We start from the raw sequence: 25,895 nt of genomic DNA on the forward strand, positions 1-25,895 counted from the left end.
TGGATCACATCTGAGCGTTCGCACATGCTTTCTCGGCAGCTCAGGGCCTGGCGGTCAGCCCGGCTGGAATCGAGCATGAAGAAAAAGCCCCTTCGATCAGCGCTTGTGCTGATCGAAGGGGCTTCCCGTCGGCGGAGGATGGGGGATTTGAACCCCCGAGGGCGTTAACCCAACACGCGTTCCAGGCGTGCGCCATAGGCCGCTAGGCGAATCCTCCTCGGCTGCACGGTCGCACCGCAGGGCGCGAACATGCAGGGACCATCGTAGACCATGCGCACCCGACGGCGGAAATCCTCGGGAGGGGAGGCAGGGTTTCACAGCGCCCGCACCGGTCCGATACACTCTTCGACAGCCCCTCGTGCGGCGTCATCTTGAGGAACTCCCCCAGGGCCGGAAGGCAGCAAGGGCACTTGAGCTCTGACGGGTGCACGAGGGGTCTTCTCATGCCCGGATCGCACCCGGAACTCAGTCATCCACCGCACCGACTCCGCCGCTCAGGACGTCGGAGCCCGTCGCTACAGTGTCCGTGTGACGACCGCCCTGTACCGCCGCTACCGCCCTGAGACGTTCGAGGACGTCATCGGTCAGTCCCATGTGACCGAGCCGCTGATGACCGCGCTGCGCAAGAACAAGGTGAACCACGCCTACCTGTTCTCCGGTCCGAGAGGCTGCGGCAAGACCACCTCGGCGCGCATCCTGGCGCGCTGCCTCAACTGCGCTCAGGGCCCCACGCCCACGCCCTGCGGGCAGTGCGAGTCCTGCCGCGATCTGGCCCGCGAGGGCGCCGGCTCCCTGGACGTCATCGAGATGGACGCCGCCTCCCACGGCGGCGTGGACGACGCCCGCCAGCTGCGCGAGCGCGCCACGTTCGCCCCGGTCCGGGACCGGTACAAGATCTTCATCATCGACGAGGCCCACATGGTCACGCGCGACGGCTTCAACGCGCTGCTGAAGATCGTCGAGGAGCCGCCGGAGCACATCAAGTTCATCTTCGCCACCACGGAGCCGAACAAGGTCCTGCCGACCATCCGCTCCCGCACGCACCACTACCCGTTCCGCCTGGTCCCGCCCGAGCCGCTCATGGAGTACCTCAGCGCCCTGTGCGAGCAGGAGGGCGTGGGCGTGGAGCCCGGCGTGCAGGCCATGGTGGTCCGCGCCGGCGGCGGCTCCGTGCGCGACTCCCTCTCCGTGCTGGATCAGCTCATGGCCGGCACCGACCAGGATCAGATCAGCTACGACCTGGCCAGCTCGCTGCTCGGCTACACCCATGGGGCCCTTCTCGACGACGTCGTCGACGCCTTCGCCTCCGGCGACGCCGCCACGGTGTTCCGCGCCGTCGACCGCGTGATCCAGACAGGACAGGATCCGCGGCGGTTCGTGGAGGATCTGCTCGAGCGCTTCCGCGACCTCGTGATCGTGGACGCCGTGCCGGAGAACGCGGGCAACATCCTCCACGGGACCCCGGAGGACCAGATCGCCCGCCTGCGCAATCAGGCACATCAGATGGGCGCCTCGGAGCTCTCGCGCTGCGCGGACATCACCAACGAGGCGCTGACCGAGATGGTGGGGGCCACCTCCCCGCAGCTGCACCTGGAGCTGCTGTGCGCCCGGCTGCTGCTGCCCTCGGCGGAGAACACCACCCGCGGAGTCGGCGTGCGCGTGGATCGCCTCGAGCGACGCCTGAACATCGGGCGCACCGGCGCTCCCACCGGGCCCCTGGTGGATGTGCCGCAGGAGCAGGCCTCCTCCGGCGCCCCGCAGCAGGCACCGGCTCCTCAGCCCGAGCCGCCCCGGCCCGTCCAGCCCGCTGCCGATGACACCGACGCGCACAGCGGCTCCACCCCCGCAGGGGAGCATGACACTGCCTCCGAGGCTCCTGCCCCGGCCCAGCCCGAGGTGCAGGAATCGGATCCGCTCGCTGCGGCCGAAGGCGGCTTCGGGAAGTTCCGCGGTCGCCAGCCGGAGACTCGCGGCGAGTCGTCCGGATCCTCGGGGAACTCTGCGCCCGCGCAGGATGGCCCCCAGTCGGTGTCGCAGCTGTCAGGGTCTCAGCAGTCGGGGCCACGGCGCGCCGAGGCGCAGCCACAGGCTCCCCAGCAGCCTGCCGGCGCCCCGGATCAGACGCCTCAGCGTCCGCCGCACGCGGATGAGTCCGCCTCCCGCGGCCCCGCCAGCGGCGGCGAGATCGACATGATCCGCAGCTCCTGGACCGAGATCATCTCGGCCCTGGCGGAGATCCATCGCGTCTCGTGGATGACCACCATGCGCGGAACCCCCATCGCCTTCGACGGCTCCGTCCTGCAGCTGATGTTCGATGCCGAGGGCGACCGCAAGAACTTCCCGCGCTTCGAGCCGAACCTGGTCCAGGCGATCCAGCAGGTCATCGGCGTGACCTGCCGCGTGGAGGCCGTCGGTCCCGGAGGGGGGACCCGGCATGACTCCGGCGGACCTCGAGGCGCAGCTCCGCAGGGGTCCGGCTCGAGCGGGCCGGGCGGCGGCGGCCCCAGCACTGCCGGTCCGGGCGGATCCGCCCCCGGCGCTCCGGGCTCCGCCGGGCCCCGCGGCGCAGGACCCGGCGGACCGAGCTCGAACGGGCCCGGTGGTCCGGGCCGCCCGAGCGCGAACGCGCAGACCGAGTCCGGGCAGCAGGGCCCCGAGCAGCGCGGCTCGGGACGAAGCGCTCCGGCACAGCACGGCGGCGAGCCGCGGGGCAGACCCAGCGATGACCGGGAGGAAGCGCAGCATGACGGGGGCCGGGCGACCGGCCCTCGGCCGTTCCCCGCCCAGGGTCAGCGACCGCCCCAGCGCGAGCAGCCGTCTCAGCGCGCTGAACCCCGACGGCAGCCCGGCAGCCTGACCCCGCAGGACGAGGCCCCTCAGGAGGAGGCCGAGCAGTCGGCCCCTCAGCAGGACGACTCCGCCGAGGTGACGACCTGGGCTGTGGCGTCGATCCCCACCTCGGATCCGGTGGAGGCCGCCCCTGCCGGACCCGATGCCCCCGCCCAGGGCACCGCACCCGATGTTCCCGAGGCCCCGGCAGATCCGGCTCCCACGGGAGCTGCCCCGACACCGGCCGCACCGGAGGAGAGCACCCGCCAGGACTCGGCCTCTGAGGCGTCGCAGGAGGCGGCCTCAGCCCCGCCGTCGGCGCAGTCCCCGGAGCAGACTCGGCCGGAGCCCGAGAGCGCACCGCTGTCCACGCAGGACGTCCGCGCCGCGTGGGCGGAATCCGTCGAGCCGTCCCCGCCCTCGCAGGACCCCCAGGAGCCGTCAGCCTCCCAGCCGCCGCCAGCGGCCCGGGAGCAGGCAGCACCGCGCGAACAGGCCCCTCCCCACCAGCCGGCCGAGAACCGGGACCAGGCTGCACCCCGGCGGCAGCCACAGAGGTCGGCTCAGCGTCGGCGCGGCGAGGACCCGTCGCCGGATCCGATCGTGCCCGCCAGTCCGTACGACGACATCCCCTGGCCGGATGAGGCTCCCCCCGAGGAGGAGCCGCCCTTCGAGGACCCCGGCTACCGCGGGGCACCGTCGCGCGCGGCGGCCGGCTCCGGCGCGGGGCACGGCGCGGACACGGATCCGCAGCACACCTCCGGCGGACCGGCAGCGCAGACGCTCTCGCCGTCCGTCGAGCCGGGCGAGCCGACCTCCCAGCAGGACTCCGCCCGCCCCGGGTCCTTCCGCACACCGGCACAGACCCCGGGCCACTCCGCAGAGCCCGTCTCGGAGCAGCCGCCGCAGGACCTTCCATCGGAGGAGCAGTCCCCGCAGCAGCCGCCCCAGGAGGATGCCCCGCCGGAGCAGTGGCGCCCCTCTGCAGGAGCACGCTCGGCGTCCGCTCCCTCGGGCACCGCAGCAGGCGGAGCCGCAGCGCCTTCATCGGGATCGGCAGCGCCCGCTGCGCCGCGCAAGCAGAGCTTCCGGGAGCGCCACGCGGCACATTTCGCCGCCGCTGAGCGCAGCGCCGAGCCGAGCCGGGCTGCGTCGTCGGCCCCGGACCTAGACTCGGAGGCGACGTTCTCGCCCAGCGAGGACGACGAGGCCGTGGAGAACACGGACCAGAGCACGCGGGCGCTGATCGAGCGCATCCTCGGCGGGCGGCTGCTGGAGGAGATCCCGCATCAGAGCGGCATCTGAGCTTCCGTCGTCCCTCCTGGAGCGCACCCGCCCCATCGAAACCGTCGAAATGAGTGATCCGTGTACGAAGGCGCAGTCCAGGACCTGATCGATGAGCTCGGTCGCCTGCCCGGTGTGGGCCCCAAGTCCGCCCAGCGCATCGCCTTCTTCCTGCTCGATGCCGAGCGCTCGGACGTCCAGTCGCTGGCCGATGCCCTGATCGCGGTCAAGGAGCGGGTCCAGCACTGCGAGACCTGCGGCAACGTCTCCGAGCAGGAGCAGTGCAGCATCTGCCGCGATCCGCGTCGCGACCGCACCGTCATCTGCGTGGTCGAGGAGTCCAAGGACGTCATGGCCATCGAGCGCACCCGAGCGTTCCGCGGGCTGTACCACGTGCTCGGCGGCTCCATCAATCCGATCGGCGGCGTCGGCCCTGATCAGCTGCGGATCCGCGAGCTCATGACCCGGCTCTCGGACGAGACCGTCCAGGAGATCGTCCTGGCCACCGACCCGAACCTCGAGGGCGAGGCGACCGCCACCTACCTGGCGCGCATGCTGCGGACCCTGGGCATCACGGTGACCCGCCTGGCCTCGGGGCTGCCCGTGGGCGGAGACCTGGAGTACGCCGACGAGGTCACGCTGGGCCGGGCGTTCGAGGGCCGTACCGCGGTCAGCTGAGCTGGCCGATAGACTGGGACGAATGCCGCCGAGGAGCCTCGGCAGACAAGCAGCCAGAACCAGCCGGGGGTGCGAGAACATATGAGCCTGATCGTGCAGAAGTTCGGCGGATCGTCGGTCGCAGACGCGGCCAGCATCCGTCGAGTGGCACGTCGCGTGGTGGAGACCCGAGATGCCGGCAACGACGTCGTCGTGGTGGTCTCCGCCATGGGCGACACCACCGACGAGCTGATCGACCTGGCCAACGAGGTGGCGCCCAAGCCGCCCGCCCGTGAGATGGACATGCTCCTGACCTCCGGCGAGCGGATCTCCATGTCCCTGCTGGCCATGGCGGTGAGCGCCTACGGCGCACCGGCCCAGTCCTTCACGGGCTCGCAGGCCGGCATGATCACGGACGGCGACCACGGGGCGGCCTCGCTCGTGGAGGTCAATCCCGAGCGCATCCGCGAGTCCCTGGACCAGGGCAACATCGCGATCGTCGCCGGCTTCCAGGGCGTGCACCGGGCCACCAAGGACATCACCACGCTGGGCCGCGGCGGCTCGGACACCACGGCCGTGGCCCTGGCGGCCGCGCTCGACGCCGACGTCTGCGAGATCTACTCGGACGTGGACGGCGTCTTCACCGCGGATCCGCGCATCGCACCCAAGGCGCACAAGCTCGAGGAGATCTCCTCCGAGGAGATGCTGGAGATGGCGGCCAACGGCGCCAAGATCCTGCACCTGCGCTGCGTCGAGTACGCCCGCCGCTTCGGCGTGAAGCTGCACGTCCGCTCATCCTTCACCCACCACGAGGGCACCTGGGTCATCCCCAGCCCTGACGACACCACCGTCTCTGTGCACACCCAGGAGATCCCCTTGGAACAGCCGCTGATCGCAGGAATCGCCCACGACCGCACCCAGGCCAAGATCACCGTCGTCGGCGTCCCCGACCGCCCCGGGATCGCCTCCGGCATCTTCCGGCTCCTGGCCGACGCCAAGGTCAACGTCGACATGATCGTGCAGAACGTCTCCGTCTCGGACGAGAAGACCACGGACCTCTCCGTGACGATCCCGGAGACCCAGGGCGATCTGGCCATGTCCATGCTGCGCGCGGCCGAGGAGAAGATCGGCTACGCGAGCCTCGAGTACAACGACCAGGTCGGCAAGCTCTCCCTGGTCGGGGCGGGCATGAAGTCCAACCCGGGAGTGTCCTTCACCTTCTTCGACGCCCTGGCCGAGCACGACATCAACATCGACATGATCTCCACCTCCGAGGTGCGGATCTCCGTGGTGACCGCCGCCGACCGCCTGGACGAGGCCGTGCGCGCCGTCCACTCGGCCTTCGGCCTGGACTCCCAGCAGGACGCCGCCGTCTACGGCGGTACCGGGCGCTGAGCCCAGCATCTGCGCAGTGACCGCGACGGGCCCTCGCACCCCGGGGACCAGAATGCCCGCTGATTCCCGTAGCCGGATGCTGGGCGCCGTGGAGGTGCTCGAGCCCCAGCAGTGGCACGCCCGACAGGCCGCTCACCTGCAGCGGGTCAGCCCCTGGACGGAGCCTTTCCGCGAGCGCCGCAGCCAGCAGCTCAAGCACCCGGTGGACGACTTCCTGTTCACCTACTACTCGCACTCCCCCGGCCGCCTGGAGCGCTGGCATCCTGGCCCGGGCGTCGTGCTGCTGGACGCCGCGGAGATGGCCGAGCAGCGCTACTGGCGCACCGTGACCGTGACGGAGGCCGAGGCCCTCGGCCTGAGCGCCGACGACGGTGCTGCGACCGTCGACGTCGCCGCATTCCTGGAATCGCGCGGACGCGCGGTCGAGTTCGTGGACATGCTCGTGCGGCGCACGGCCTCGAGAGCCGGGCAGTTCGGGTGCTTCGGGATGCATGAATGGGCCATGGCCTACAACGCCCGCGTGCACGGAGTGCGCCACGAGCAGCTGCCGCTGCGACTGGGCGCGGAGGGCACCGACGCCGTGGTGCAGGCCGAACGGCTGCGGTGCACCCACATCGACGCCTTCCGCTTCTTCGCCCCGGAGGCCGCCCCGCTCAACGAGCTGCAGCCCACCCGCGAGACCCAGCGGGACCTGGAGCAGCCCGGCTGCCTGCACGCGACCATGGACCTCTACAAGTGGGCGTACAAGCTGGCCCCAGCGGTGGCCTCCGAGCTGATCGCCGACTGCTTCGAGCTCGCGCTGGAGGTCCGGGCCACGGACATGGAGGCCTCCCCGTACGACCTCTCGGAATGGGGCTACGGCGTGGTCGCCGTGGAGACCCCGGAGGGCAAGGCGGAGTACGTGCGCCGTCAGCGCTCCTTCGCCCAGCGCGCGGCCCCGCTGCGGGAGCGCCTCCTGGAGACCACCTCCTGGCTGCTGGCGGCACGCGAGCAGCTGCCGGCTCCGCAGGCGCAGGGCCCCAGCACGCACCGCGCCGACGCACCCGGCGGTCCCGGGCCCGCCGCCCCGGGAGAGCTCGCATGACCACGATCCGCCTGCTCGAGGCCTCCGCCGTGGCGCGGCCCGGGGACTTCGTGACCCTGCGCGCCGGCGGCGCAGCGCTGCTCGTGGCGCGCGACGATCAGGGGCTGCACGTCCTGCACAACTTCTGCCCGCACCAGGGCGCGACCGTCTGCCGCGCCGCCTCGGGCCGGGCCGAGAGCTTCGAGTGCCCCAATCACTACTGGGTCTTCTCCCCCGACGGCACGTTCGAGGGATCCCGCCTGGCCCTGGCTCTCGGGCGGCAGGCCCCTCCGGATCCGGCCAAGGACCTGCGGCGGGTGCCGCACCAGCTGGTCGAGGGCTGGATCGAGATCGAGGACCCCTCCGGAGGCTGAGCGCTCAGCGCAGCGTCAGCACCGGGCAGGAGGCCTCGAGCAGGATGCGCTGGGCGCTCGAGCCCAGGAAGAGCTTCATCAGCGGCGAGCGGCGCCGCACCGCCAGCACGATCAGCGCGGCGGCGTGGTCCTCAGCGAGCTCGAGCACCTGATCGGCCACGCCGTCGCCGGCGCGCTGGATCTCGAACTCGATCCCAGCCTCCAGGATCGGGCGGGAGAGCTCCTTGATGCGCTGGATCATCTCCGGCTCGGCAGTCGGCCCCGCCGTCATGTCGTGGGCGTAGTGCACCACTCGCAGCGCGGCCCCCAGATGCTGCGCGGCATCGATGCCCGCCTGCAGGACCGCCGGGGAGGAGTCCGACCGGTGAGCCAGCACGACCGTGCGCTCGGCCCGGTCGATGCCCTCGGAGGAGGACACTCTCAGCGAGGGCTGCGGCGCATCCGGTGCGCTGCGCGAGTAGAGATCTGCCATGGTCCTGCTCCTGTTCGTGCGATGTGTCTGAAGGGCCTGCGAGGACGCTGCGTCCGAGACCCGCACGGGCTCGGGCGCAGCATGGGACTCGGGCCGGGCGGCGGCCCCGGAGCCATGCTGCGGCTCAGCCGAAGGCGATGACGCCCACGAGGATGCCCACCGCGAGCATCGCCAGCGAGACGCACAGAGCCCGCCACAGCACCTTCTTGTGGTGATCGCCCAGCTCCACGCCTGCCAGGGAGACCAGCAGCAGGATGGCCGGGACGAGCGGGGACTGCAGGTGCACGGGCTGGCCCGTGATGGAGGCCCGCCCCATGTCGGCCGAGGAGATGCCGTAGTGCGAGGCGGTCTCGGTGAGCACCGGGAGGATGCCGTAGTAGAAGGCGTCGTTGCTCATGAAGAACGTCATGGGGATCGACAGCACTCCCGTGATGCCCGCCAGGTACGGCCCCCAGGAGGCGGGGATGACGTCCACGAGCCACTGCGCCATGTCATCGACCATGCCGGTGCCGCTCATGACGCCGGTCAGCACGCCGGCGGCCATGACCATGGCGACCACGGTGATGACCGACGACGCATGCGAGGCCAGCTCCTCGTGCTGCTCGCGCACCGTGCGGAAGTTGACCATCAGGGCCACGACGGTGCCGAGCATGAACAGGTAGGCCAGGGGCAGGATGTCGATCACCAGCAGGACCATGATCACGACGGTCAACGCCAGGTTGAACCACAGCAGGTGCGGACGCAGCGTGGGGCGGTTCGGGTCCAGGGCGGTCTCCGCCAGCGACGTGCCGGTCGAGCTTGCCTGGGGCTCCTCGCTCGTCTGGTTGATGACGAGGGCGCGGGTGGCCGGACCGCCCGTCGACCCGGCGGAGGCGGAGGCGACCGAGCCGCCGGCCCCGCGGGCCCACTGCACGCCGGCGGCGGTGAGGCGGCGCCGCTCGGAGAGCCCCATGAACCAGGCGAAGCCCAGCGCCAGCAGCAGGCCGACGATCAGCGACGGGACCATGGGCGCGAAGATCTCGTTGGGGTCCAGCTGCAGCGCCGAGGCCGCACGGGCGGTCGGCCCGCCCCACGGCACGATGTTCAGCGTGCCGTTGATCAGGCCGGCCACGCAGGTCAGCACCACCGGCGACATCTCGAGCCGGCGGTAGATCGGCAGCATGGCAGCGGTCACCACGATGAACGTCGTGGAGCCGTCGCCGTCCAGGGAGACCGCGCCGGTGAGCAGGGCCGTGCCCATGACCACGCGCAGCGGGTCATGGCCGGCCAGCCGCAGGATGACGTCCACGAGCCGGTCGAACAGGCCCACGTCGATCATGATGCCGAAGTAGATGATGGCGAACAGCAGCAGCGCCGCCGTGGAGGACATCGAGGCGATGGCCTCCATGACCATGTCGCCGATGCCCAGGCCCGCTCCGGCGAAGAGGCCGAAGATCGTGGGGACCAGGATCAGCGCCAGGATGGGCGAGAGCTTCTTGGTCATGATCAGCGTCATGAAGACGACGATCATGGCGAAGCCGAGGATGACGGTCACCGGGGCTCCTCCTTCTGCTGGCGTGCTGCGCAGCGCTCGGTGCGGCCCGACCCAGTGGGGTCGGATGTGATGCTCGTTGCACCGTAGGGATCGCCGCGGCGACCTGGCGCGGTTGTGCGCACAGACCGCGTTCTTCTCATTGCCCGCCTTCTGCGCATTGTGCTCACAGGTGTGCTGCGCACTACGCTGGGCCCATGCCGCGACAGCCCCGATCCTTCGCGCGACGGGTGCTCGTCTCGCAGCTGGGCGTGATCGTGCTGGTCCTGGCGCTGTCCGCGACCACCTCGGCCTGGCCGGGGTCGCGCGCCGTGGCCCAGACCAATGCCACGCATGCGCTGTCCACAGCGCGCACCCTGGCCGAGGACCCCCAGCTGCGCCAGGAGGTCACGAAGGCCTCCGCCCAGGACCGTCTGGACGTCGAGGTGCTGCGCGAGGGCCCCGTGCAGGCCCAGGCCGAGCAGGTGCGCCGCCGCGCCCAGGTCGAGTTCGTGGTGGTCGCCGACATCCACGGAACCCGCCTCTCCCATCCGGACCCCGCCGAGATCGGCCAGCACCTGTCCACCTCCCCCGATCGCGCGCTGGCCGGCGAGGAGGACGTGTACCAGCAGACGGGCACGCTCGGCTCCACGGTGCGTGCCAAGGTGCCGGTCTACTCGAGCGAGGACGACGGCAGCGTGGTCGGCCTGGTCTCCGTGGGGATCAGCTCCTCGGTGCAGGGCGCCGACATCCGCCGCGAGATCCTCGCGGCGGGACTCGTGGCCGCTGCGGCCCTGGGCATCGGCGCTGCGGTCTCCCTGGCGCTGGTGCGGCGGCTCGAGCGGGCGACCCTGGGCGTGGGCCCCGAGGAGCTCGCGGACATGGCCCGCCACCAGGAGGCCGTGCTCCAGGGGCTCGACGACGGCGTGCTCGGCTTCTCGCCCTCCGGGGCCGTGACGCTGTCCAATGCGCGTGCTCGCAGCATGCTCGGGTGGGCGGAGCAGGACGGGCCGGTCCCCGAGCCGATCGCCCGGGGCGCGCATCGGGCCATCGACGCCGCCCATGCCGGGGATCTGAGCCCCGTGCGCGGGCGGCACCGCGTGGGCGATCGCATCCTGCTGATCACCACGGTGCCCGTGCGCCGCGGAGCGGTGGAGATGGGGGCCGTGGTGACGCTGCAGGACGAGACGCAGATCCTCACCATGGGCCGGCAGCTGGAGTCGGTCACGGCCATGGCCCAGGCGCTGCGGACCCAGCGTCACGAGTTCGCCAATCGCCTGCACACCGTGCTGGGGCTGGTGGGCACGGGGGCCGGCGAGGAGGCCGGCGACTACCTGCGCCGCATCCTGCGCTCCGGGCCGATCGCCGCCCCGGTCGAGGGCATCGAGGCCCTCGAGGACCCCTACCTGCGAGCGCTGCTGGAGGCCAAGGGGACGCTCAGCGCGGAGGCCGGCGTCCTGCTGCGGGTCTCGCCGGAGTCGCTCGTGCTCAGCCCGCTGGCCGAGCCGGAGGATGTCACGATGATCCTGGGCAACCTCATCGACAACGCCGTGCGGGCCGTGGTGGACGCTCCGCGCTCCACGACCGCCGCCGAGGACCTCCCCGAGCAGCTGCAGGGCATCGTCGAGGTCCACCTGCTCAGCGCGGGTCAGGACCTCCACGCGACCGTCGCCGACTCGGGCCCGGGCCTGGACGCGGCGGCGGACACCGGCATCCTGTTCGCCGAAGGGGTCACCGGCCGCCCGGGGGCACAGGAACCCGCCCCCGCAGACCCCGGGGCCGGAGCACAGGAGCCGGACGAGGCCCACGGCCACGGCATCGGCCTGGCCCTGTGCCGCCGGGCCGCCCGGCGCCGCGGCGGGGAGCTGTGGGTCGCCGCCGCCCGCGACGCGGAGCTCGGCGGAGCCGCCTTCGGGCTGCTGCTGCCGGGCGTGCTGCGTCCGTCGGCGGGCGAGTCCGAGAGCCGATCGACCAGCACAGGAGAGCAGCCATGATCGATGTCCTGGTCCTCGATGACGACGTCTACGTCGGGCGGCTGCACTGCCGGTACGTCGAGCAGACCCCCGGGTTCCGCGCGCTCGAGCCGGTGCGCGATCTGCGCAGCGCCCGGAAGGTGCTCGCCGCCGGCGGCGTGGACCTGCTGCTGGCGGACGAGGTCCTGCCCGACGGCACCGGGACCCAGCTGATCCGGGAGACCTCGGTGGATGCCGCCCTGCTCACCGCGGTGACGGATGCCCAGGTGGTCCGCGCGGCGCTGTCGGCGGGCGCCCTGACCTGCCTGTTCAAGCCGTTCGATCCCGAGCAGCTCACGAGCCTGCTGCGCCGCTACGCCCGTCTGCGCCGGGTGTGGGAGCAGGAGCGCCTCTCGCAGGCCGGGCTGGACCGGGCCCTGCGCGGGTTCTACGACGCCGGGGGCGCGGGCGCCTCCCCGGAGAGCCGGGCCGGCGGCACGTCCGCCCGCATCCTGGAGGCGCTGCAGCGCGCCCAGGGGCCCCTGCCCGCCGTGCAGGTGGGCGAGGCGATCGGGGTCTCTCGGGCCACGGCTCAGCGCCACCTGGTCAGGCTGGCCGAGCAGGACATGGTCACGGTGTCGCTGCGCTACGGCAGCGCGGGGCGCCCCGAGCACCTCTACGCCGCCCCCGCCTGAGCCGAGAGGCGCCGGTCGCCGCCGTGCGCCCCGTCCGCGCAGCGCGGATAGACTCGGAAGCGTTCCGGCAGCCGTCGTCGCGCCGCCCCCGTGCGAGCCGACACCCTTCGCTGCCGCCGCTGCCTGGCAGCACCGCACATCAGCCCCGCATCACGAGGAGTGCCCGTGGCCCGCATCGTTGTCGACGTCATGCCCAAGCCGGAGATCCTGGACCCCCAGGGCAAGGCGATCATCCGGGCGTTCGCCCACCAGGAGATCCAGGGCTTCACCGGGGTCCGCCAGGGCAAGCGCTTCGAGCTCGAGGTCGACGGCGACGTCACGGAGGACCAGCTCGAGGCAGCCCGCCACGCCGCCGCGACCATGCTCTCCAACCCGGTGATCGAGGACGTCGTGAACGTGGCCGTCATCGACGAGGAGGTCTGAGCCGGTGACCCAGAACTCCTCCGAGACCCCCTTGGTGGCCGATCTCGGCCAGGCCATGCCCGATCAGCGCCTGCGCGATGTCCGAGTGGGCGTCATCACCTTCCCCGGCACGCTCGATGACCGCGACGCCATGCGCGCCGTGGAGATCGCCGGCGGCACCCCGGTGCGCCTGTGGCACGCCGACGACGACCTCCAGGGCGTCGACGCCGTGATCCTGCCGGGCGGCTTCTCCTACGGCGACTACCTGCGCGCCGGAGCGATCTCGCGCTTCGCGCCGCTGATGACCCGTCTGATCGACGCGGCGAACGGCGGTCTGCCGGTCCTCGGGATCTGCAACGGCTTCCAGGTCCTCACCGAGGCCCACCTGCTGCCGGGCTCCATGATCCGCAACGACCACCTGAAGTTCGTGTGCCGCGACCAGCGCCTGCGCGTGGAGTCCACCGACACCCCGTGGACCTCGCTGTACCAGCCCCGCGAGGAGATCGTGGTGCCGGTGAAGAACCAGGACGGCCAGTACGTCTGCGACGACGACACCCTGCGCATGCTCGAGGAGGAGGGCCGCGTGGTCTTCCGCTACCTCGACGGCAATCCCAACGGCTCGCGCCACGACATCGCCGGCGTCCGCAATGCGGCGGGCAATGTCGTGGGCCTCATGCCGCACCCGGAGCACGCGATCGAGCCCGGCTTCGGACCGGACTCCTCGGCCGCAGGCACCGTCCCCATGCGCGGAGGGGCCGATGGCCTGGCCATCTTCGTCTCCGCGCTGACCTCGATCGTGAACGGAGGCTCCCGCGCATGAGCGAGCAGCAGTTCCAGCTCGACACCGTCGAGCACGCAGCATCCACCCCCGACACCGAGCTGCCCTGGGCCGAGCTCGGACTCAAGCAGGACGAGTTCGACCGCGTCGTCGAGATCCTGGGGCGCCGCCCGACCGCGGCGGAGCTGGCCATGTACTCGGTCATGTGGTCCGAGCACTGCTCCTACAAGTCCTCCAAGGTCCACCTGCGCCAGTTCGGCGAGAAGGTCTCCGAGGAGATGACCAAGGACCTGATGGTCGGCATGGGCGAGAACGCCGGCGTGACCGACATCGGCGACGGCTGGGCCGTGACCTTCAAGATCGAGTCGCACAACCACCCGTCGTACGTGGAGCCCTACCAGGGCGCGGCCACGGGCGTGGGCGGCATCGTGCGCGACATCATCTCCATGGGCGCCCGCCCGGTGGCCGTGATGGATCCGCTGCGCTTCGGCGAGATCGACCACCCGGACACCCAGCGCGTGGTGCACGGGATCGTGGCCGGCGTGGGCGGCTACGGCAACTCGCTGGGCCTGCCGAACATCGGCGGAGAGGTCGAGTTCGACGCCTGCTACCAGGCGAATCCGCTGGTCAACGCCCTGGCCGTGGGCGTCATGCGCCACGAGGACCTGCGTCTGGCCAACGCCTCGGGCGCGGGCAACCGCGTGGTGCTCTTCGGCGCGCGCACCGGCGGCGACGGCATCGGCGGCGCCTCGGTGCTGGCCTCCGAGTCCTTCGACGACACCAAACCGTCCAAGCGCCCCGCCGTGCAGGTGGGCGATCCGTTCGCGGAGAAGGTGCTCATCGAGTGCTGCCTCGAGCTGTTCCGCGACAGCCTGGTCGAGGGCATCCAGGACCTGGGCGCTGCGGGCATCTCCTGCGCCACCTCCGAGCTGGCCTCCAACGGCGACGGCGGCATGCACGTGGACCTGTCCTCGGTGCTGCTGCGCGATCCGTCGCTGACCCCGGGCGAGATCCTGATGTCGGAGTCGCAGGAGCGCATGATGGCTGTCGTGACCCCGGAGAAGGCTGCGGCCTTCGAGGAGGTGCTCGAGCGCTGGGAGGTCGAGTACTCCTGGATCGGCGAGGTCACCGACACCGGCCGTCTGGTCATCGACTGGCAGGGCGAGGTCATCGTCGACGTCGACCCGCGCACCGTGGCCCACGAGGGCCCCGTGTACGAGCGGCCCATGCAGCGCCCCGCGCGCACGGACGCCGTGCAGGCGGACCGCTTCACGGGCTCCTCGGCCGACACCGGTCGCCCGGAGGGCGAGGCCCTCGGCGAGGCCGTCCTGGAGCTGATGAGCTCCCCGAATATGGCCTCCACGGCATGGATCACGGATCAGTACGACCGCTACGTGCAGGGCAACACCGCCATGGCCATGCCCGACGACGCCGGCGTGGTCCGCGTGGACGAGCAGACCGGGCTGGGCGTGGCCCTGTCCACCGACTGCAACGGCCGCTACGCCTACTTGGACCCGTACCGCGGCGCCCAGCTGGCCCTGGCCGAGGCCTACCGCAACGTCTCCACCTCAGGCGCCCGCCCGGTGGCCGTCTCCGACTGCCTGAACTTCGGCTCCCCCGAGGATCCCGAGGTCATGTGGCAGTTCGCCGAGGCCGTGCGCGGCCTGGCCGACGGCTGCCTGGAGATCGGCGTGCCGGTCACCGGCGGCAACGTCTCGCTGTACAACCAGACCGGAGACGAGGCCATCCACCCCACCCCCGTGGTCGCCATGATGGGCGTGCTCGACGACGTCCGCCGGCGCACCCCGTCGGGCTGGGATGACACCGCAGACGGCCAGGCGATCTACCTGCTCGGTACCACCGCCGATGAGCTCGACGGCTCCGAGTGGGCGCGCGTGCGCGGCCACCTGGGCGGGCAGCCCCCGCAGGTCGACCTCAAGCGCGAGCGCCTTTTGGGCGAGCTGCTGATCAACATGTCCCGCGACGGCATGGTCGACTCCGCCCACGACGTCTCCGAGGGCGGGCTGGCCGCGACCCTGTCCGAGATGTGCCTGCGCTTCGGCACCGGTGCGCGGATCGGGCTCGGCGAGGTCTGCGAGCGCGACGGCCTGGATGCCTTCACGATGCTGTTCTCCGAGTCGCAGGCCCGCGCCGTCGTGTCCGTGCCGCGCTCGGAGGAGGTGCGCTTCAAGGACATGTGCACCATGCGCGGCTACGAGTTCGCGCGCATCGGCGTGGTGGACGCGCAGTCGAAGTCCCTGGACCTCATGGGCCACGTCGAGGTCCCGCTGGAGCGCCTGCGCGAGGCCCACGAGGCCACGCTCCCGCGCCACTTCGGCTGAGGTCGTGCCTTGCGGCGCCCGGCCGCCCCGGGAAGGGGCGGCCGGGCGCCGCTGCCGTAGACTCATGCCCAGGAAACAGTCTTGAGACGGATTCGCTCCGAGTCCGGTCGCAGCGCGTCCGTCCCGGGCGCCGGACGACAGATCTCGAGTCCGTCGAGGCAACGGAGGTAGCCGCCGTGACTGTCGAGAGCACCAGCCCCTTGGATGCGCACAGCATCATCACCGAGCGGCTCGAGCTGCGCCCGCTGACCCGCGAGGAGGTCGAGACGGCCTGCCGGTTCGAGCGCCTCCCGCAGTTCCACCCGGAGTTCCCCACTCCGGATGCCCGCGACGTCCTGCAGGCCGTGCAGGACTCCGGGGAGTTCTTCTTCACGGAGTCCCTGTACTCCCCCATGGCATGCGTGCAGCGCAGCACCGGACTGATCATCGGCATCGCCGGGTGGTCCGCACCGCCCATCGACGAGGCCCTGGAGATCGAGGGCTTCCTGGTGCCGTCGTGCACCGGACAGGGTTACGCGACCGAGGCCCTGCCCCGCCTGCTGGAGCTGGGCCTGCAGGATCCGCGCGTCACCTCGATCCGCGCCTCCCTCCCGGACAACCACGCCAGCCTGGGACCGTTCCTGGAGCGCAGCGGGTTCGCAGCGGTCGAATCCGCAGGCACCGAGGCCGAGTACCGCTATGCCCCGTCGCAGCCATGAGCCCGGCCGCTCGGCGCGTCCGCCCGGGATCGTCGTCATCGATATGGCATTCGGACCCCGCCGGGTCCATGATGTGAGGCATGACTCCCCTGTCGCGTGATCTGCATCCCTCCAACGGGAGAAGAGCGCCGAAGGACGAGGTCGTCGTCTCGATCACCTCGGCCCTGAATCACCGCGGCCGGAAGCAGGAGGAGCAGCTCCCGGCCGATCACGACGAGCTGGACGAGACCTTCCCCACCCCGCAGCAGCACGAGCTGCTGCACCTGCTCGCCGAGGGCGCTGACGACGAGTTCGCGGCCCGTCGCCTGGGCCTGGAGCTGGCGGAGCTGCGGCGGATGCTCATGGAGCTGGGCTCGCAGCTCGGGGCCTGCAACAGGTTCCAGCTCGCGCTGCGGGCCCGCGAGGAGGGTTGGATCTGAGCACGTCGGGCCCCAACGAGAAGCAGAGCGCAGTCCAGGACTCTCGCCCAGCACAGACCCGCCTCGAGGCGCGCTCGTCGGGCGGCTCCTGGTCTCCCGTCGCCGCACTGCCTTTGTGGCCGGTCTTGCTGTCGGCGCTGCTGACGGGCGGCGTCGCCTTCTGGGGGATTACGGGACCCGAGATGTGGTACGACGAGGCCGCCTCGGTCTCTGCTGCGGACCGCCCCCTGGGTTCGCTGCTGCGTCTGCTGCGCGATGTCGACGCAGTCCACGCGCTCTACTACCTGGTCATGCAGCCCTGGGTCTCGGTGTTCGGGATCTCGGAGCTGTCCATGCGCACGCCGTCCTCGATCGCGGTGATCATCGCCGCCGCCGCTGCCACGCACCTCAGCATGATCTATGCGCGCCGCTGGATGCCCGATCGCATCGTGGCCGTCGGTCTCAGCACATCCGTCGTGATCGCAGTGCTCCCCGGCTTCACCTGGACCGCGCAGGAGGCTCGCGGCTACGCCATGGGCGCCATGGCGGCCACGGCGGCCCTCTGGTGCTTCGAGCTCTGGCGGGAGACCCGGTCCTCCCGATGGCTCGTCGCGTTCGCCCTGATGCAGGCCGCAGCCATCGGCTTCACGCTCTATGCGATCACCGTCCTGCTGGTCTACACCCTGCGATGCCTGCCGCTGCGACGCTCGGATCTGCTGAAGGGCCTTGCCGCGATCGTGGCGGTGGCGCTGGCCGTGGTGCCGCTGCTCCTGCTGGGTGCGTCCCAGAGCGCACAGGTGAGCTGGATCCAGCTGGACATGAGCGCCGTCCTGCCGCGGATGACGCGCAACGTCTTCTTCCTCAGCTCCGTCAACCGGGGCGGGCCCTGGTCGGAGGTCTCACGCACCATTGCCCCCTGGCTCGGGGTGCTGATCGTCGTCTTGATCCTGATCGGCATGGCACGCGGACCCGGTCGGAAGCCGATGGCCTGGCTGGCGGCCTACGTGCTCACACCCATGGTCGTCGTGCTGGTGGCGCAGATGCTTGGCGGACAGTACTTCCAGGAGCGCTACTTCGCGTTCACCGCGCCCGCGCTCATGGTCCTGCTCGGGCTCGCCCTGGGCGCCGTGCGCTGGCGCCCCGTCATGGCGGCGGCAGTGACGGCGATCGTCGTGCTCGCCGCCCCCTCCCTGCTGGCCCAGAACGTGCACGACGCCAAGCAGGGCGACAACTACGAGACGGCAGCGCAGCTGATCGCCACCACGGACACCGTCATCTTCATGGAGGACTCCACACGGGGCGCCCTGATCTCGTATCCGCAGGACAAGGAGATCGCCGATCCCATGCTCGCCGAGCATCGGGTGCCCGCCGCCAATCTCTGGGGCACCAACCATCCCGACCACCGCGCCTGGACCATCGATCCCACCGGCTCGGTCTCCGTCGTGTCCTACAAGCGCAACGAAAATCACGAGGTCGTGCTGAGGCATCTCTACGAGATCGGCTGCACATTCAGGGACCAGGACCGCGACACGGGCCTGCTGATCTCCCGAGTGGACTGCCCGGCCCCGGCTGCCGGGTAACTCGGCGTCATACCGTCGTCACCTCGGAGGCGCCCGTCGCCCTAGGCTGTTGCCCATGACCGAGAACCTCCGTGCCGAGACCGAGCGAGTCCTCTCCGCGGTCTCACCTGCCACGCGGCGCACCCTCGAGGAGTCCGCCGGTCGTCTTTGGGCCTGGGCCCTGGAGACCTCCGAGCGCTTCCCGCCCACCCCGGACGTGAAGCTCGCCATGGCCTCCAGCGGCGCCGTGCTCTCCGGGTACACCGTGATCCACATGCTGGGCAATCTGCAGGTCTACCTGGGACGCGGCCGCTTCGACTCCTACGCCCACCACCTGCGCACGCTGGGGGCGCCGGTCCTGCCGCGGCGCACCGTGCTGTGGGCCTTCCGGGTCGTGCTGCTGGCCGATGCGCTGACCCACCTGAGCTGCGCGGCGGTGCTGACCGTGCGCGCCCAGGCCTCCGAGCGCCGTGCTGCCGCTCAGCCCAGGCCGCTGCCGCAGGGTCGCCGGCGCACCCGCTGGCAGAGGCTCAAGCGCTCCATGCGCTCGACCGGCACCATCCTGGGGCTGTTCACGGCCTACCACCTGGCGGATCTCACGCTGGGCACGCGGCCGGCCGCCTCTCGCCGTCACGAGCCCGGTGCCGCCTACGACAACCTGGTGGCATCCCTGCGCCGCCCGCCCGTGGCCGGGCTGTACCTGGCCGCCATGCTGGCGCTGGCCGCACACACCTCCCAGGGCCTGGTCCAGATCGGCAACGACACCGGCTTGTCCGCCCAGCGCGGCGCCCGCGAGCGCTTCGAGCTGGCCGGGCGGCTGGTCGGCACCGGCGTGGCCCTGGGCAACGCCTCCATCCCCGTGGCCGTGCTCCTGCGCCTGGTGCGCTGAGCCGTCCTCCCCCGCACTGCAACACCGCCTTCCGCGACCGGGTCCCGGCGCGAGGGCACAGAAGGAGTCCCATGCGCATCACCGGCACCCTGCAGGTCGAGGTCTGGCGCCAGGCCGACGGCGAGTCCGAGGGCGGCTTCGAGACCCACACCGTCACTGGCGTGAGCCCCCAGACGACCGTGCTGGAGCTGCTCGACCTGCTCAACGAGCAGATGCCCGAGGGCATGGATCCGATCTCCTACGACGACGGCTGCCGCGAGGGCATCTGCGGCAAGTGCGGCGTCACGGTCGACGGCGTGGCCCACGGCCCCCAGCTCAACCGGGCCTCGTGCCAGCAGCAGGTCGCGGCCTTCACTGACGGCGAGCGCGTGCGGATCGAGCCTCTGCGAGCCGCTGCCTTCCCCGTGAAGAAGGACCTGTCCGTGGATAAGAAGGCCGCGCTGCGCACCGTGGTCAAGGCCGCTGGAGGCCCCGTGGGCATGAAGGCGCTGACCGAGGCCGGGTGCATCAGCTGCGGGGCCTGCGTGGCCGCCTGCCCCAACGGCTCCGGGCAGCTGTTCGTAGGCTCGCTGCTCACCGAGCTCCCCCCGCTGGCCAAGGACGACGACGACCGCCGCACCCGCTCCGGCAAGGTGCTCGACGCCGCCGAGGAGAGCTTCGGGCCGTGCTCCACCCTGGGCGACTGCACCGAGGTCTGCCCCGCCGGGCTGCCTCTGGAGAACCTCTCCGCGGTGGCTCGGGAGCATCTGCGCCGCCGTCGAGGGTCCGCGGACGGCTGAGCCGAGTCGGGCAGGCGCGGCTCCGCTGCCCGCCGTCCGCGAGCCGTTGCGCCGGCGGTCGTCTCGAGAAGGTCTCAGTCGATCGGCCAGGTCTTCCGGTGATCCGCCAGCTCCAGGATGGCCTGGCGGTCATCGACCGACGGGTAGATCCAGTCCTCGTTGATCTGGCGCTTCTGCTGCTTGCCCTCCGCCCCGCGCAGCTGGACCTCGCGGTCCCAGCCTGCGGTGAGGACACCGGCCTCTGCAGCTGCTCATCGACGACGAGCCTCCCCAGATCGTCGCGCTCGCCCGGGATCTGCTCCGTGAGCACCTGGGCGCGCATGCCCGCCGTCCAGATCACGGTCGCGGCCTCGATGACCGTGCCGTCGGTGAGCCGCGCGGAGTCCTCCGTCAGCGACTCCATCCCGGTGTCCAGCCGGACCTCCACGCCCTCGGCCTCCAGTGCGGCCTCGATCTCTGGGCGCGGTTTGTCACCCAGGGCGCGGCCCGCGACGTCGGCGCGATCCAGCATGACCACCCGCACCGGGTGCTCGCCGGCCACTGCGCGCAGGCGGCTGGGCAGCTCGGTGGCGACCTCCAGGCCGGTGAAGCCGCCGCCCACGACGACCGCAGTGAAGGCACCGGGGCGCTGCGGGTCCTGGCTCAGCTGCGCGATGTGCTGGTGCAGGGCATCCGCGGCTTCGATGGTGTCGACATCGAACAGGTGCTCCGCCCCCGGCAGCTGCGGGCTCACCAGCGTGCGGCCCGTGGCCAGGACCAGCTTGTCGTAGGCGAGCTCCACCGGATTTCCGTCGTGGTCCGGACCCGTGACCCTGTGGGCGTCCACGTTCACACCGGTGATCTCGGCACGGACCCGGCGCACGCCGATCGGGCCCAGGACCCGATCCAGCGCCACGCGCATGCGCGACGGATCGTCCTCGTAGAGCCGGGGGCGGATCACCATGTCCTCACCCGGAGCCACCACGGTGACCGTCACGTCCTCCTCGCGCCCCAGCTCAGCAGCGGTGCGCACGGCTCCCGCTGCCGCCCACACGCCGGCGAATCCCGCTCCCACGACCACGATCTCCCTGTCCCGCACTCCTTCTCCGTCAGTCGTCGACGACGACTCGCGAGCCACGGAAACTAGCAACGGACTCCGACGCGCTGAGGCGCTGCCTGGGACCACCCTCGGCTCGCAGCGGCAATGCGTTAACATTGGCAAACTTTTCAAGGCCGATGTAGATTTGCATCAGCAACTCCTTCTCCCGACCGACCCACAGGAGCCCGCGATGTACCCGTACACCTCCCAGTACCCGCAGACCTATCCGCAGGCCGCCACCTACATCGGCCCTCGATCCGCTCCGGGCAGCGCCGTCTTCACCCTGGTGTGCTCGATCGTCGTGTTCGCCCTGGTGCTGCTGCTCTCCCCGCTGACGATCATCTTCTCGATCGCCGCCGCGTACACGGTCACGGAGCCCGACTTCGGCGGCACCGCCGATCTGGTCGCTGCCATGCTCGTGGCGTTCCTGCCCCTCGGCGCACCGGCGATCCTGGGTGCAGCGCTGGCCATGTACCCCCGCATCCGCATGCCGCGCGAGATGTACCCGTCCTCCGGCGTCAAGACGACCGCGACGGTCTTTCTGGTCCTGCATCTGCTCACGCTCGTGGCCGCGATCATCCTCGGCATCCTGCCGCAGATCCTGGTGCTGTGAGTGGTGGTTGCGGGGATCTACTCGGAGCGTCAATCCAGTTTTGTAATTTCAAGAACACGAGCTCATCCCCGCCTGCGCGGGGAGCACGGCACGAACACCCGCCCGGAGTATCTGCCGCTGGGCTCATCCCCGCCTCCGCGGGGAGCACCGTGCGTACACTAGGGCATGTCTCCTTTATCGGCGTAGCCATGTCAGGATCGCGCTGATCACGACCGCCGCCCGATAGGTGATCGCGAGCTTGTCGTAGCGCGTTGCTAATCCTCGCCACTGTTTGACGTAGGCAAACGAGCGTTCCACGACGTTGCGGTTCCGATAGGCACCAGCATCGAACGTCGGCGGCCGTCCACCCTTACTCCCGCGTCTCTTTCGGCTCCTGACCTGGTCCTTCTTCTCCGGGATCACTGCCCGAATGCCTCGCGATCGCAGGTACTCGCGATTCGCCCTGGACCCATAAGCACGATCAGCGAGAACGGTATCCGGACGAGTGCGAGAGCGACCGCCACCAGCCCGCGGCACTCGAATATCGGCAAGGACCTGCGGCAGGATCACCCCGTCGTGGCGCTGTCCACCGGTGACCACCACTGCCAGGGGGCGGCCATTGCCGTCGACGGCATGATGGATCTTCGTCGTCAGCCCACCGCGCGAGCGACCGATGCCATGCCCGGTCGGCTCACACTCCTGATCGGGCAGATTCTTGTAATTCGACGTAGCCCCTGTGTCTTGGTCAGGGCGCGTCGTGTTCGTTGCATGCTGGTGGCCACGATTGATGGTGCCATCCACGGAGACGTTCCAGTCGATATCACCGGCAGCATCAGCATCAGAAAGTACGTGGGCCAGCACCCGGTCCCAGGTGCCATCGGCGGCGTAGCGGCGGTGACGTTTCCATACCGTCTGCCAAGGCCCGAAGTGCTCACGGGGCAGATCGCGCCAGGCGATGCCGACACGGTAGCGGTAGACGATTCCCTCGACGATTCGACGGTTGTTTTCAAACGGTCGGGCTCTTTTGCCGGCATTCGAAGGTAGGAGAGGTTCAATCTTCTCCCACTGCTCATCAGTGAATACTCGGTGTCGTTGCTTCGTAGTCACAACACCACCGTGTCAGTGCTGGAATGGTCAATAAAGGAGACACGCCCTAGCCCGGCACGCGTCGTCGGCGCCTACCCGTCAACCCTCCTCAACGAAGAAGAGGCCCGCCATGAGCTCCCCCGACCGTTCCTCAACTCCTGCGGCGACCGCCGACCCCGTGCTTGCCCGGGCCATGAAGCCCGTGAACTACGTGGTGGAGCGGTTCATCCCCTCCGCGCTGATCTTCGCGATCGTCCTGACACTGGTGGTTGCGGTCATGGCACTGGTCCTGACCGACTCCGGCCCAGTGACCGTTGTCATGGGGTGGGGGACGGGACTTTCGGGGCTGCTGGAGTTCATGACCCAGATGGCGCTGGTGCTGCTGCTCGGCCACGCCCTGGCGAGCACTCGGCCGGTTCGGGCGCTTCTCGCACGGCTCGCCGGCATCCCGCGGTCGCCGCTTGCGGCCTACGTGTTCGTGTTCGTGATCGCTGCGGTGGCGTCACTGATCACATGGGGCTTCGGCCTGGTGGTCGGCGGTCTGCTCGCGCGCGAGGTCGCCGCCGGGTTCTCGCGCCGCAGCAGGCCGGTGAGCTTCCCCATGCTCGTGGCCTCCGGCTTCTCCGGCTTCGTGGTGTGGCACATGGGCTACTCGGGCTCGGGGCCGCTGACCGCGGCAACTCCCGGCTCGTTCATCGAGAAGCAGGTGGGCCACGTCATCCCCATCTCGCAGACCACGTTCTCGTGGTGGAACATCACGGCTACGGTGGCCACCGTGGTGCTCGTCGCCTTCGCCCTGTGGCTCGTGGCGCCTCGGGCCGTGCCCGCGAGTCACGCGGTGACCGCAGACGCGCTCGCCGAGTCCGACCAGCGCATTGCCACCCCCGAGGTGGAAGTGCCCGCCGACCGCCTCGACGCCTCACGCATCCCCACCCTGCTCGTGGGCCTCGCCCTGGTGGCCTACCTGGTCATCCACTTCACCGGCGGCACCGTGACCCTGAACATTGTGAACTGGATGTTCCTGGCGCTGATCTTCCTGCTCTCCCGCAACGCGTTCGAGGTCATGGCGCTCGTCAAGAACGCCGCCTCCAACGTGGGTGACATCCTGCTGCAGTTCCCGCTCTACGCCGGGATCATGGGCATCATGACGGCCAGCGGGCTCATCCAGGTGCTCTCGGACTCCATCGTGGAGGTCGCCTCCCCCCAGACCCTCGGCTTCCTGGCCTTCCTCTCCGCGGGTCTCGTGAACTTCTTCGTCCCCTCCGGCGGTGGACAGGTGGCCATCCAGGCGCCCATCCTCCTCGACGCCGCCGCCCGCCTGGGCGTGGACCCGTCCGTGATCATCATGTCCGTGGCGTACGGCGACCAGTGGACCAACATGATCCAGCCCTTCTGGGCCCTGCCCCTGCTGGCGATCGCCGGGCTGAAGATCCGGGACATCCTCGGCTACACCACCGTGGTGCTGGTGGTCTCCGGGGTGGTCTTCGGGGCGACCATGCTGATCGTGGGCGCGGGGGTCTGACGACGACGCCGCACGGTCCCGTGCCGCGCGTGGGTGGCGGGGAGCGACGTCGTCCGCGGTCTCACCGGACCATGCGGACCTCGCGCAGGTCCTCCAGCCCGGGATCGGTCAACGAGGCGCTGTCCGCCCGGAACCCGTTGCGCTCGTAGAAGCGGATGGCGCGTGGATTGGCCTCCGCGACCCACAGCTGCGCGGGCTCCCCGCCGAGAACGGCGTCGAGCAGGGCCTGTCCCGCGCCCGTGCCGTGGTGCTCGCGGAGCACATAGAGCAGGTGCAGGGCGTGCTCGCGGGCGGGGTCGTCTTCGCGGGGCTGCCCAGTGCCCGCGAAACCGATGATCGTCTCGCCCACCACGGCCACCCTAACCCGTACACGGCGGGACGGTTCTGCGAGCATCCGGGTCCACGTCTCCTCCCGACGGCGCAAGGCGTCGTCGTCGAAGAACCGCTCCGGCACGAGCCCGGTGTACGTTTCCCGCCACGACTGCGTGTGCACTCTCGCGATCCCCGGGGCGTCTTCGGGGACGGGTGTACGCACGGTGAAGGGGGTGCCGGTGGTCATGCAGACATTCTGGCCGCCGCCCGCACCGGCTGACACCCCCGGACGGCGGACCCGGCGGTGGAGAGGAGCGCGCACGCGTTCCCACCACCTGCAACAACGGAGCAAGTGCAGTTCCGGGGTCGCAGTTCTGCGTTTGCTCCGTAGTCGCAGGGGCGCCCCGTCTGGACCGGCGGCTTCAGCGAGAGCGGTGGCCCCGGCAGGCTCACTGAAGCCCCCTCCCGCCTCCTGCATTAACAGAGCAAGTGCGGTTTTGCGGCCGCAATTCGGCATCTGCTCAGTTGTTGCAGGGGTGCGGGCGGTGGAGGGGGGCGACGACGCCGCTACGCCAGGATCGCGCGCACGCCCGCCTCGAACTCGGCGGCCATCGTGGCGGTGGGGAGGTCCATCGACTCGCGGGTCTGCTGGGCGGTCACGGATCCCAGGGTGAAGCGGACCAGGGTGAGCGCGGCCGTCTCGGCCGGGGCGGGGTCCATGCCCGCGCGGGTCAGCGCCGCGGTGAGCAGGGGTGTGGGCTGCATGCCCGAGGGGTCCAGCGCGTGGGCCACGCTCACCACGTCCGCGCCGTCTCGCACGGCGAGCACCGCGGAACGGAACCGGGCGATGAGGAGGGTGGCGTCGTCGTCGGCGACTGCCGGGGAAGTGCCCGCGGGAGAGGCTCCTGTGGTGGGAGCGCCTGTGGAGGAGGTGCTCAGCGGGGCGACCATGCTCTGCGCGAGGACTGCCAGCAGCTCCTGCTTGTTCGCCACGTGCCAGTACAGGGCGCCGGGCTGCACGCCCAGCTCGCGGGCCAGGCGGCGCATCGAGAGGTCCCCGAGCCCGTAGGTCTGCAGGATGTGCCACGCGGCGTCCACCACCTGGTCGCGGTCCAGTGCCACGGTGTCCCTCCCTGCTCTCGTGCCCGGGTGCGGGCCACGCGGAAACTCTACCGAGCGTACGTGGGGTGGGAGCGACGTCGTCGTGACCAGGACAGCGGCGCGGCAGC

Annotated in this window: 23 protein-coding genes, 1 tRNA gene, 1 other RNA gene and 1 pseudogene; 18 read left to right on the forward strand and 8 right to left on the reverse strand. The window is 70.7% G+C overall.

Annotation, left to right across the window (positions count from 1 at the left end):
* Positions 1-132 precede the first annotated feature (132 nt).
* Positions 133-217 (reverse strand) — tRNA-Ser (locus JOE55_RS05880).
* Between the two features lie 130 nt (positions 218-347).
* On the opposite strand from JOE55_RS05880, the gene ffs reads away from it, so the two are divergent.
* The 6 genes from ffs to JOE55_RS05910 all read left to right on the forward strand — a co-directional run bounded on the left by ffs (position 348) and on the right by JOE55_RS05910 (position 7,602).
* An RNA gene (ffs, locus tag JOE55_RS05885) (signal recognition particle sRNA small type) lies at positions 348-444 on the forward strand.
* Between the two features lie 84 nt (positions 445-528).
* Positions 529-4,134 (forward strand): DNA polymerase III subunit gamma and tau, encoded by a 3,606-nt coding sequence (locus JOE55_RS13305; RefSeq protein ID WP_204782294.1) that lies wholly within the window; start codon positions 529-531, stop codon positions 4,132-4,134.
* A gap of 60 nt (positions 4,135-4,194) precedes the next feature.
* Positions 4,195-4,791, forward strand: coding sequence for a recombination mediator RecR (recR, locus tag JOE55_RS05895; protein WP_006213963.1), 597 nt, complete (start codon positions 4,195-4,197; stop codon positions 4,789-4,791).
* A gap of 81 nt (positions 4,792-4,872) precedes the next feature.
* Complete coding sequence (locus JOE55_RS05900) at positions 4,873-6,165, forward strand: aspartate kinase (RefSeq protein WP_006213964.1); 1,293 nt, start codon at positions 4,873-4,875, stop codon at positions 6,163-6,165.
* 52 nt (positions 6,166-6,217) lie between these two features.
* The gene (locus JOE55_RS05905) at positions 6,218-7,249 is read left to right on the forward strand and encodes a 3-methyladenine DNA glycosylase (protein WP_204782295.1); all 1,032 of its coding nucleotides are present in this window, start codon (positions 6,218-6,220) and stop codon (positions 7,247-7,249) included.
* On the forward strand, positions 7,246-7,602 hold the full coding sequence (locus JOE55_RS05910; protein WP_204782296.1) for a Rieske 2Fe-2S domain-containing protein: 357 nt from the start codon (positions 7,246-7,248) through the stop codon (positions 7,600-7,602). Before JOE55_RS05905 ends, JOE55_RS05910 begins: the two co-directional genes overlap by 4 nt.
* 4 nt (positions 7,603-7,606) lie before the next feature.
* On the opposite strand, the gene JOE55_RS05915 is transcribed toward JOE55_RS05910, so the two are convergent.
* Positions 7,607-8,074: a universal stress protein gene (locus tag JOE55_RS05915; protein ID WP_053447962.1), complete on the reverse strand. Its 468-nt coding sequence runs from the start codon at positions 8,072-8,074 to the stop codon at positions 7,607-7,609.
* Positions 8,075-8,198: 124 nt separating this feature from the next.
* Positions 8,199-9,608, reverse strand: coding sequence for a citrate:proton symporter (locus JOE55_RS05920; protein WP_204782297.1), 1,410 nt, complete (start codon positions 9,606-9,608; stop codon positions 8,199-8,201).
* Positions 9,609-9,802: 194 nt separating this feature from the next.
* Between JOE55_RS05920 and JOE55_RS05925 the strand changes: the two genes are divergently transcribed.
* The 10 genes from JOE55_RS05925 to JOE55_RS05970 all read left to right on the forward strand — a co-directional run bounded on the left by JOE55_RS05925 (position 9,803) and on the right by JOE55_RS05970 (position 20,076).
* The gene (locus JOE55_RS05925; RefSeq protein ID WP_239546456.1) at positions 9,803-11,578 is read left to right on the forward strand and encodes a sensor histidine kinase; all 1,776 of its coding nucleotides are present in this window, start codon (positions 9,803-9,805) and stop codon (positions 11,576-11,578) included.
* Positions 11,575-12,231 (forward strand): response regulator transcription factor, encoded by a 657-nt coding sequence (locus JOE55_RS05930; RefSeq protein ID WP_053447964.1) that lies wholly within the window; start codon positions 11,575-11,577, stop codon positions 12,229-12,231. The genes JOE55_RS05925 and JOE55_RS05930 overlap by 4 nt, the downstream gene beginning before the upstream one ends.
* 165 nt (positions 12,232-12,396) lie before the next feature.
* Entirely contained in the window at positions 12,397-12,654 is a 258-nt protein-coding gene (locus JOE55_RS05935) for a phosphoribosylformylglycinamidine synthase subunit PurS (protein WP_204782298.1), read from the forward strand.
* A gap of 55 nt (positions 12,655-12,709) precedes the next feature.
* Entirely contained in the window at positions 12,710-13,453 is a 744-nt protein-coding gene (purQ, locus tag JOE55_RS05940) for a phosphoribosylformylglycinamidine synthase subunit PurQ (protein WP_204783218.1), read from the forward strand.
* Positions 13,450-15,753 (forward strand): phosphoribosylformylglycinamidine synthase subunit PurL, encoded by a 2,304-nt coding sequence (gene purL, locus JOE55_RS05945; RefSeq protein WP_204782299.1) that lies wholly within the window; start codon positions 13,450-13,452, stop codon positions 15,751-15,753. The genes purQ and purL overlap by 4 nt, the downstream gene beginning before the upstream one ends.
* A gap of 176 nt (positions 15,754-15,929) precedes the next feature.
* Positions 15,930-16,451: a GNAT family N-acetyltransferase gene (locus JOE55_RS05950; RefSeq protein ID WP_204782300.1), complete on the forward strand. Its 522-nt coding sequence runs from the start codon at positions 15,930-15,932 to the stop codon at positions 16,449-16,451.
* Between the two features lie 80 nt (positions 16,452-16,531).
* Entirely contained in the window at positions 16,532-16,870 is a 339-nt protein-coding gene (locus tag JOE55_RS05955; protein ID WP_053447969.1) for a helix-turn-helix domain-containing protein, read from the forward strand.
* Positions 16,861-18,429: a glycosyltransferase family 39 protein gene (locus tag JOE55_RS05960; protein WP_204782301.1), complete on the forward strand. Its 1,569-nt coding sequence runs from the start codon at positions 16,861-16,863 to the stop codon at positions 18,427-18,429. The genes JOE55_RS05955 and JOE55_RS05960 overlap by 10 nt, the downstream gene beginning before the upstream one ends.
* 55 nt (positions 18,430-18,484) lie before the next feature.
* Positions 18,485-19,297: a succinate dehydrogenase/fumarate reductase transmembrane subunit gene (locus tag JOE55_RS05965; RefSeq protein ID WP_204782302.1), complete on the forward strand. Its 813-nt coding sequence runs from the start codon at positions 18,485-18,487 to the stop codon at positions 19,295-19,297.
* Positions 19,298-19,368: 71 nt separating this feature from the next.
* A complete protein-coding gene (locus JOE55_RS05970) occupies positions 19,369-20,076 on the forward strand; it encodes a 2Fe-2S iron-sulfur cluster-binding protein (RefSeq protein WP_204782303.1) in 708 nt (235 codons plus the stop codon).
* A gap of 250 nt (positions 20,077-20,326) precedes the next feature.
* Here JOE55_RS05970 and JOE55_RS13560 read toward each other — a convergent pair.
* Positions 20,327-21,193 (reverse strand): annotated as a pseudogene (locus JOE55_RS13560) (NAD(P)/FAD-dependent oxidoreductase); the annotation flags it as partial.
* Entirely contained in the window at positions 21,165-21,305 is a 141-nt protein-coding gene (locus tag JOE55_RS05975; RefSeq protein ID WP_204782304.1) for a hypothetical protein, read from the reverse strand. The pseudogene JOE55_RS13560 and the gene JOE55_RS05975, both read right to left, overlap by 29 nt.
* 39 nt (positions 21,306-21,344) lie before the next feature.
* On the opposite strand from JOE55_RS05975, the gene JOE55_RS05980 reads away from it, so the two are divergent.
* Complete coding sequence (locus tag JOE55_RS05980) at positions 21,345-21,767, forward strand: hypothetical protein (RefSeq protein WP_204782305.1); 423 nt, start codon at positions 21,345-21,347, stop codon at positions 21,765-21,767.
* A 174-nt stretch (positions 21,768-21,941) separates the two neighbouring features.
* Here JOE55_RS05980 and JOE55_RS05985 read toward each other — a convergent pair whose 3' ends face one another.
* The gene (locus JOE55_RS05985) at positions 21,942-22,853 is read right to left on the reverse strand and encodes an IS5 family transposase (RefSeq protein ID WP_204782306.1); all 912 of its coding nucleotides are present in this window, start codon (positions 22,851-22,853) and stop codon (positions 21,942-21,944) included.
* Between the two features lie 109 nt (positions 22,854-22,962).
* Between JOE55_RS05985 and JOE55_RS05990 the strand changes: the two genes are divergently transcribed.
* Positions 22,963-24,354, forward strand: a complete 1,392-nt coding sequence (locus JOE55_RS05990; RefSeq protein ID WP_024289466.1) for a short-chain fatty acid transporter — start codon at positions 22,963-22,965, stop codon at positions 24,352-24,354.
* Between the two features lie 61 nt (positions 24,355-24,415).
* On the opposite strand, the gene JOE55_RS05995 is transcribed toward JOE55_RS05990, so the two are convergent.
* Both JOE55_RS05995 and JOE55_RS06000 read right to left on the reverse strand, forming a co-directional pair.
* Complete coding sequence (locus JOE55_RS05995; RefSeq protein ID WP_024289465.1) at positions 24,416-24,913, reverse strand: GNAT family N-acetyltransferase; 498 nt, start codon at positions 24,911-24,913, stop codon at positions 24,416-24,418.
* Positions 24,914-25,233: 320 nt separating this feature from the next.
* Complete coding sequence (locus JOE55_RS06000) at positions 25,234-25,788, reverse strand: TetR family transcriptional regulator (RefSeq protein WP_204782307.1); 555 nt, start codon at positions 25,786-25,788, stop codon at positions 25,234-25,236.
* Between the last annotated feature and the right edge of the window lie 107 nt (positions 25,789-25,895).

The sequence above is a fragment of the Kocuria palustris genome (assembly GCF_016907795.1).
GTDB lineage: Bacteria > Actinomycetota > Actinomycetes > Actinomycetales > Micrococcaceae > Kocuria > Kocuria palustris.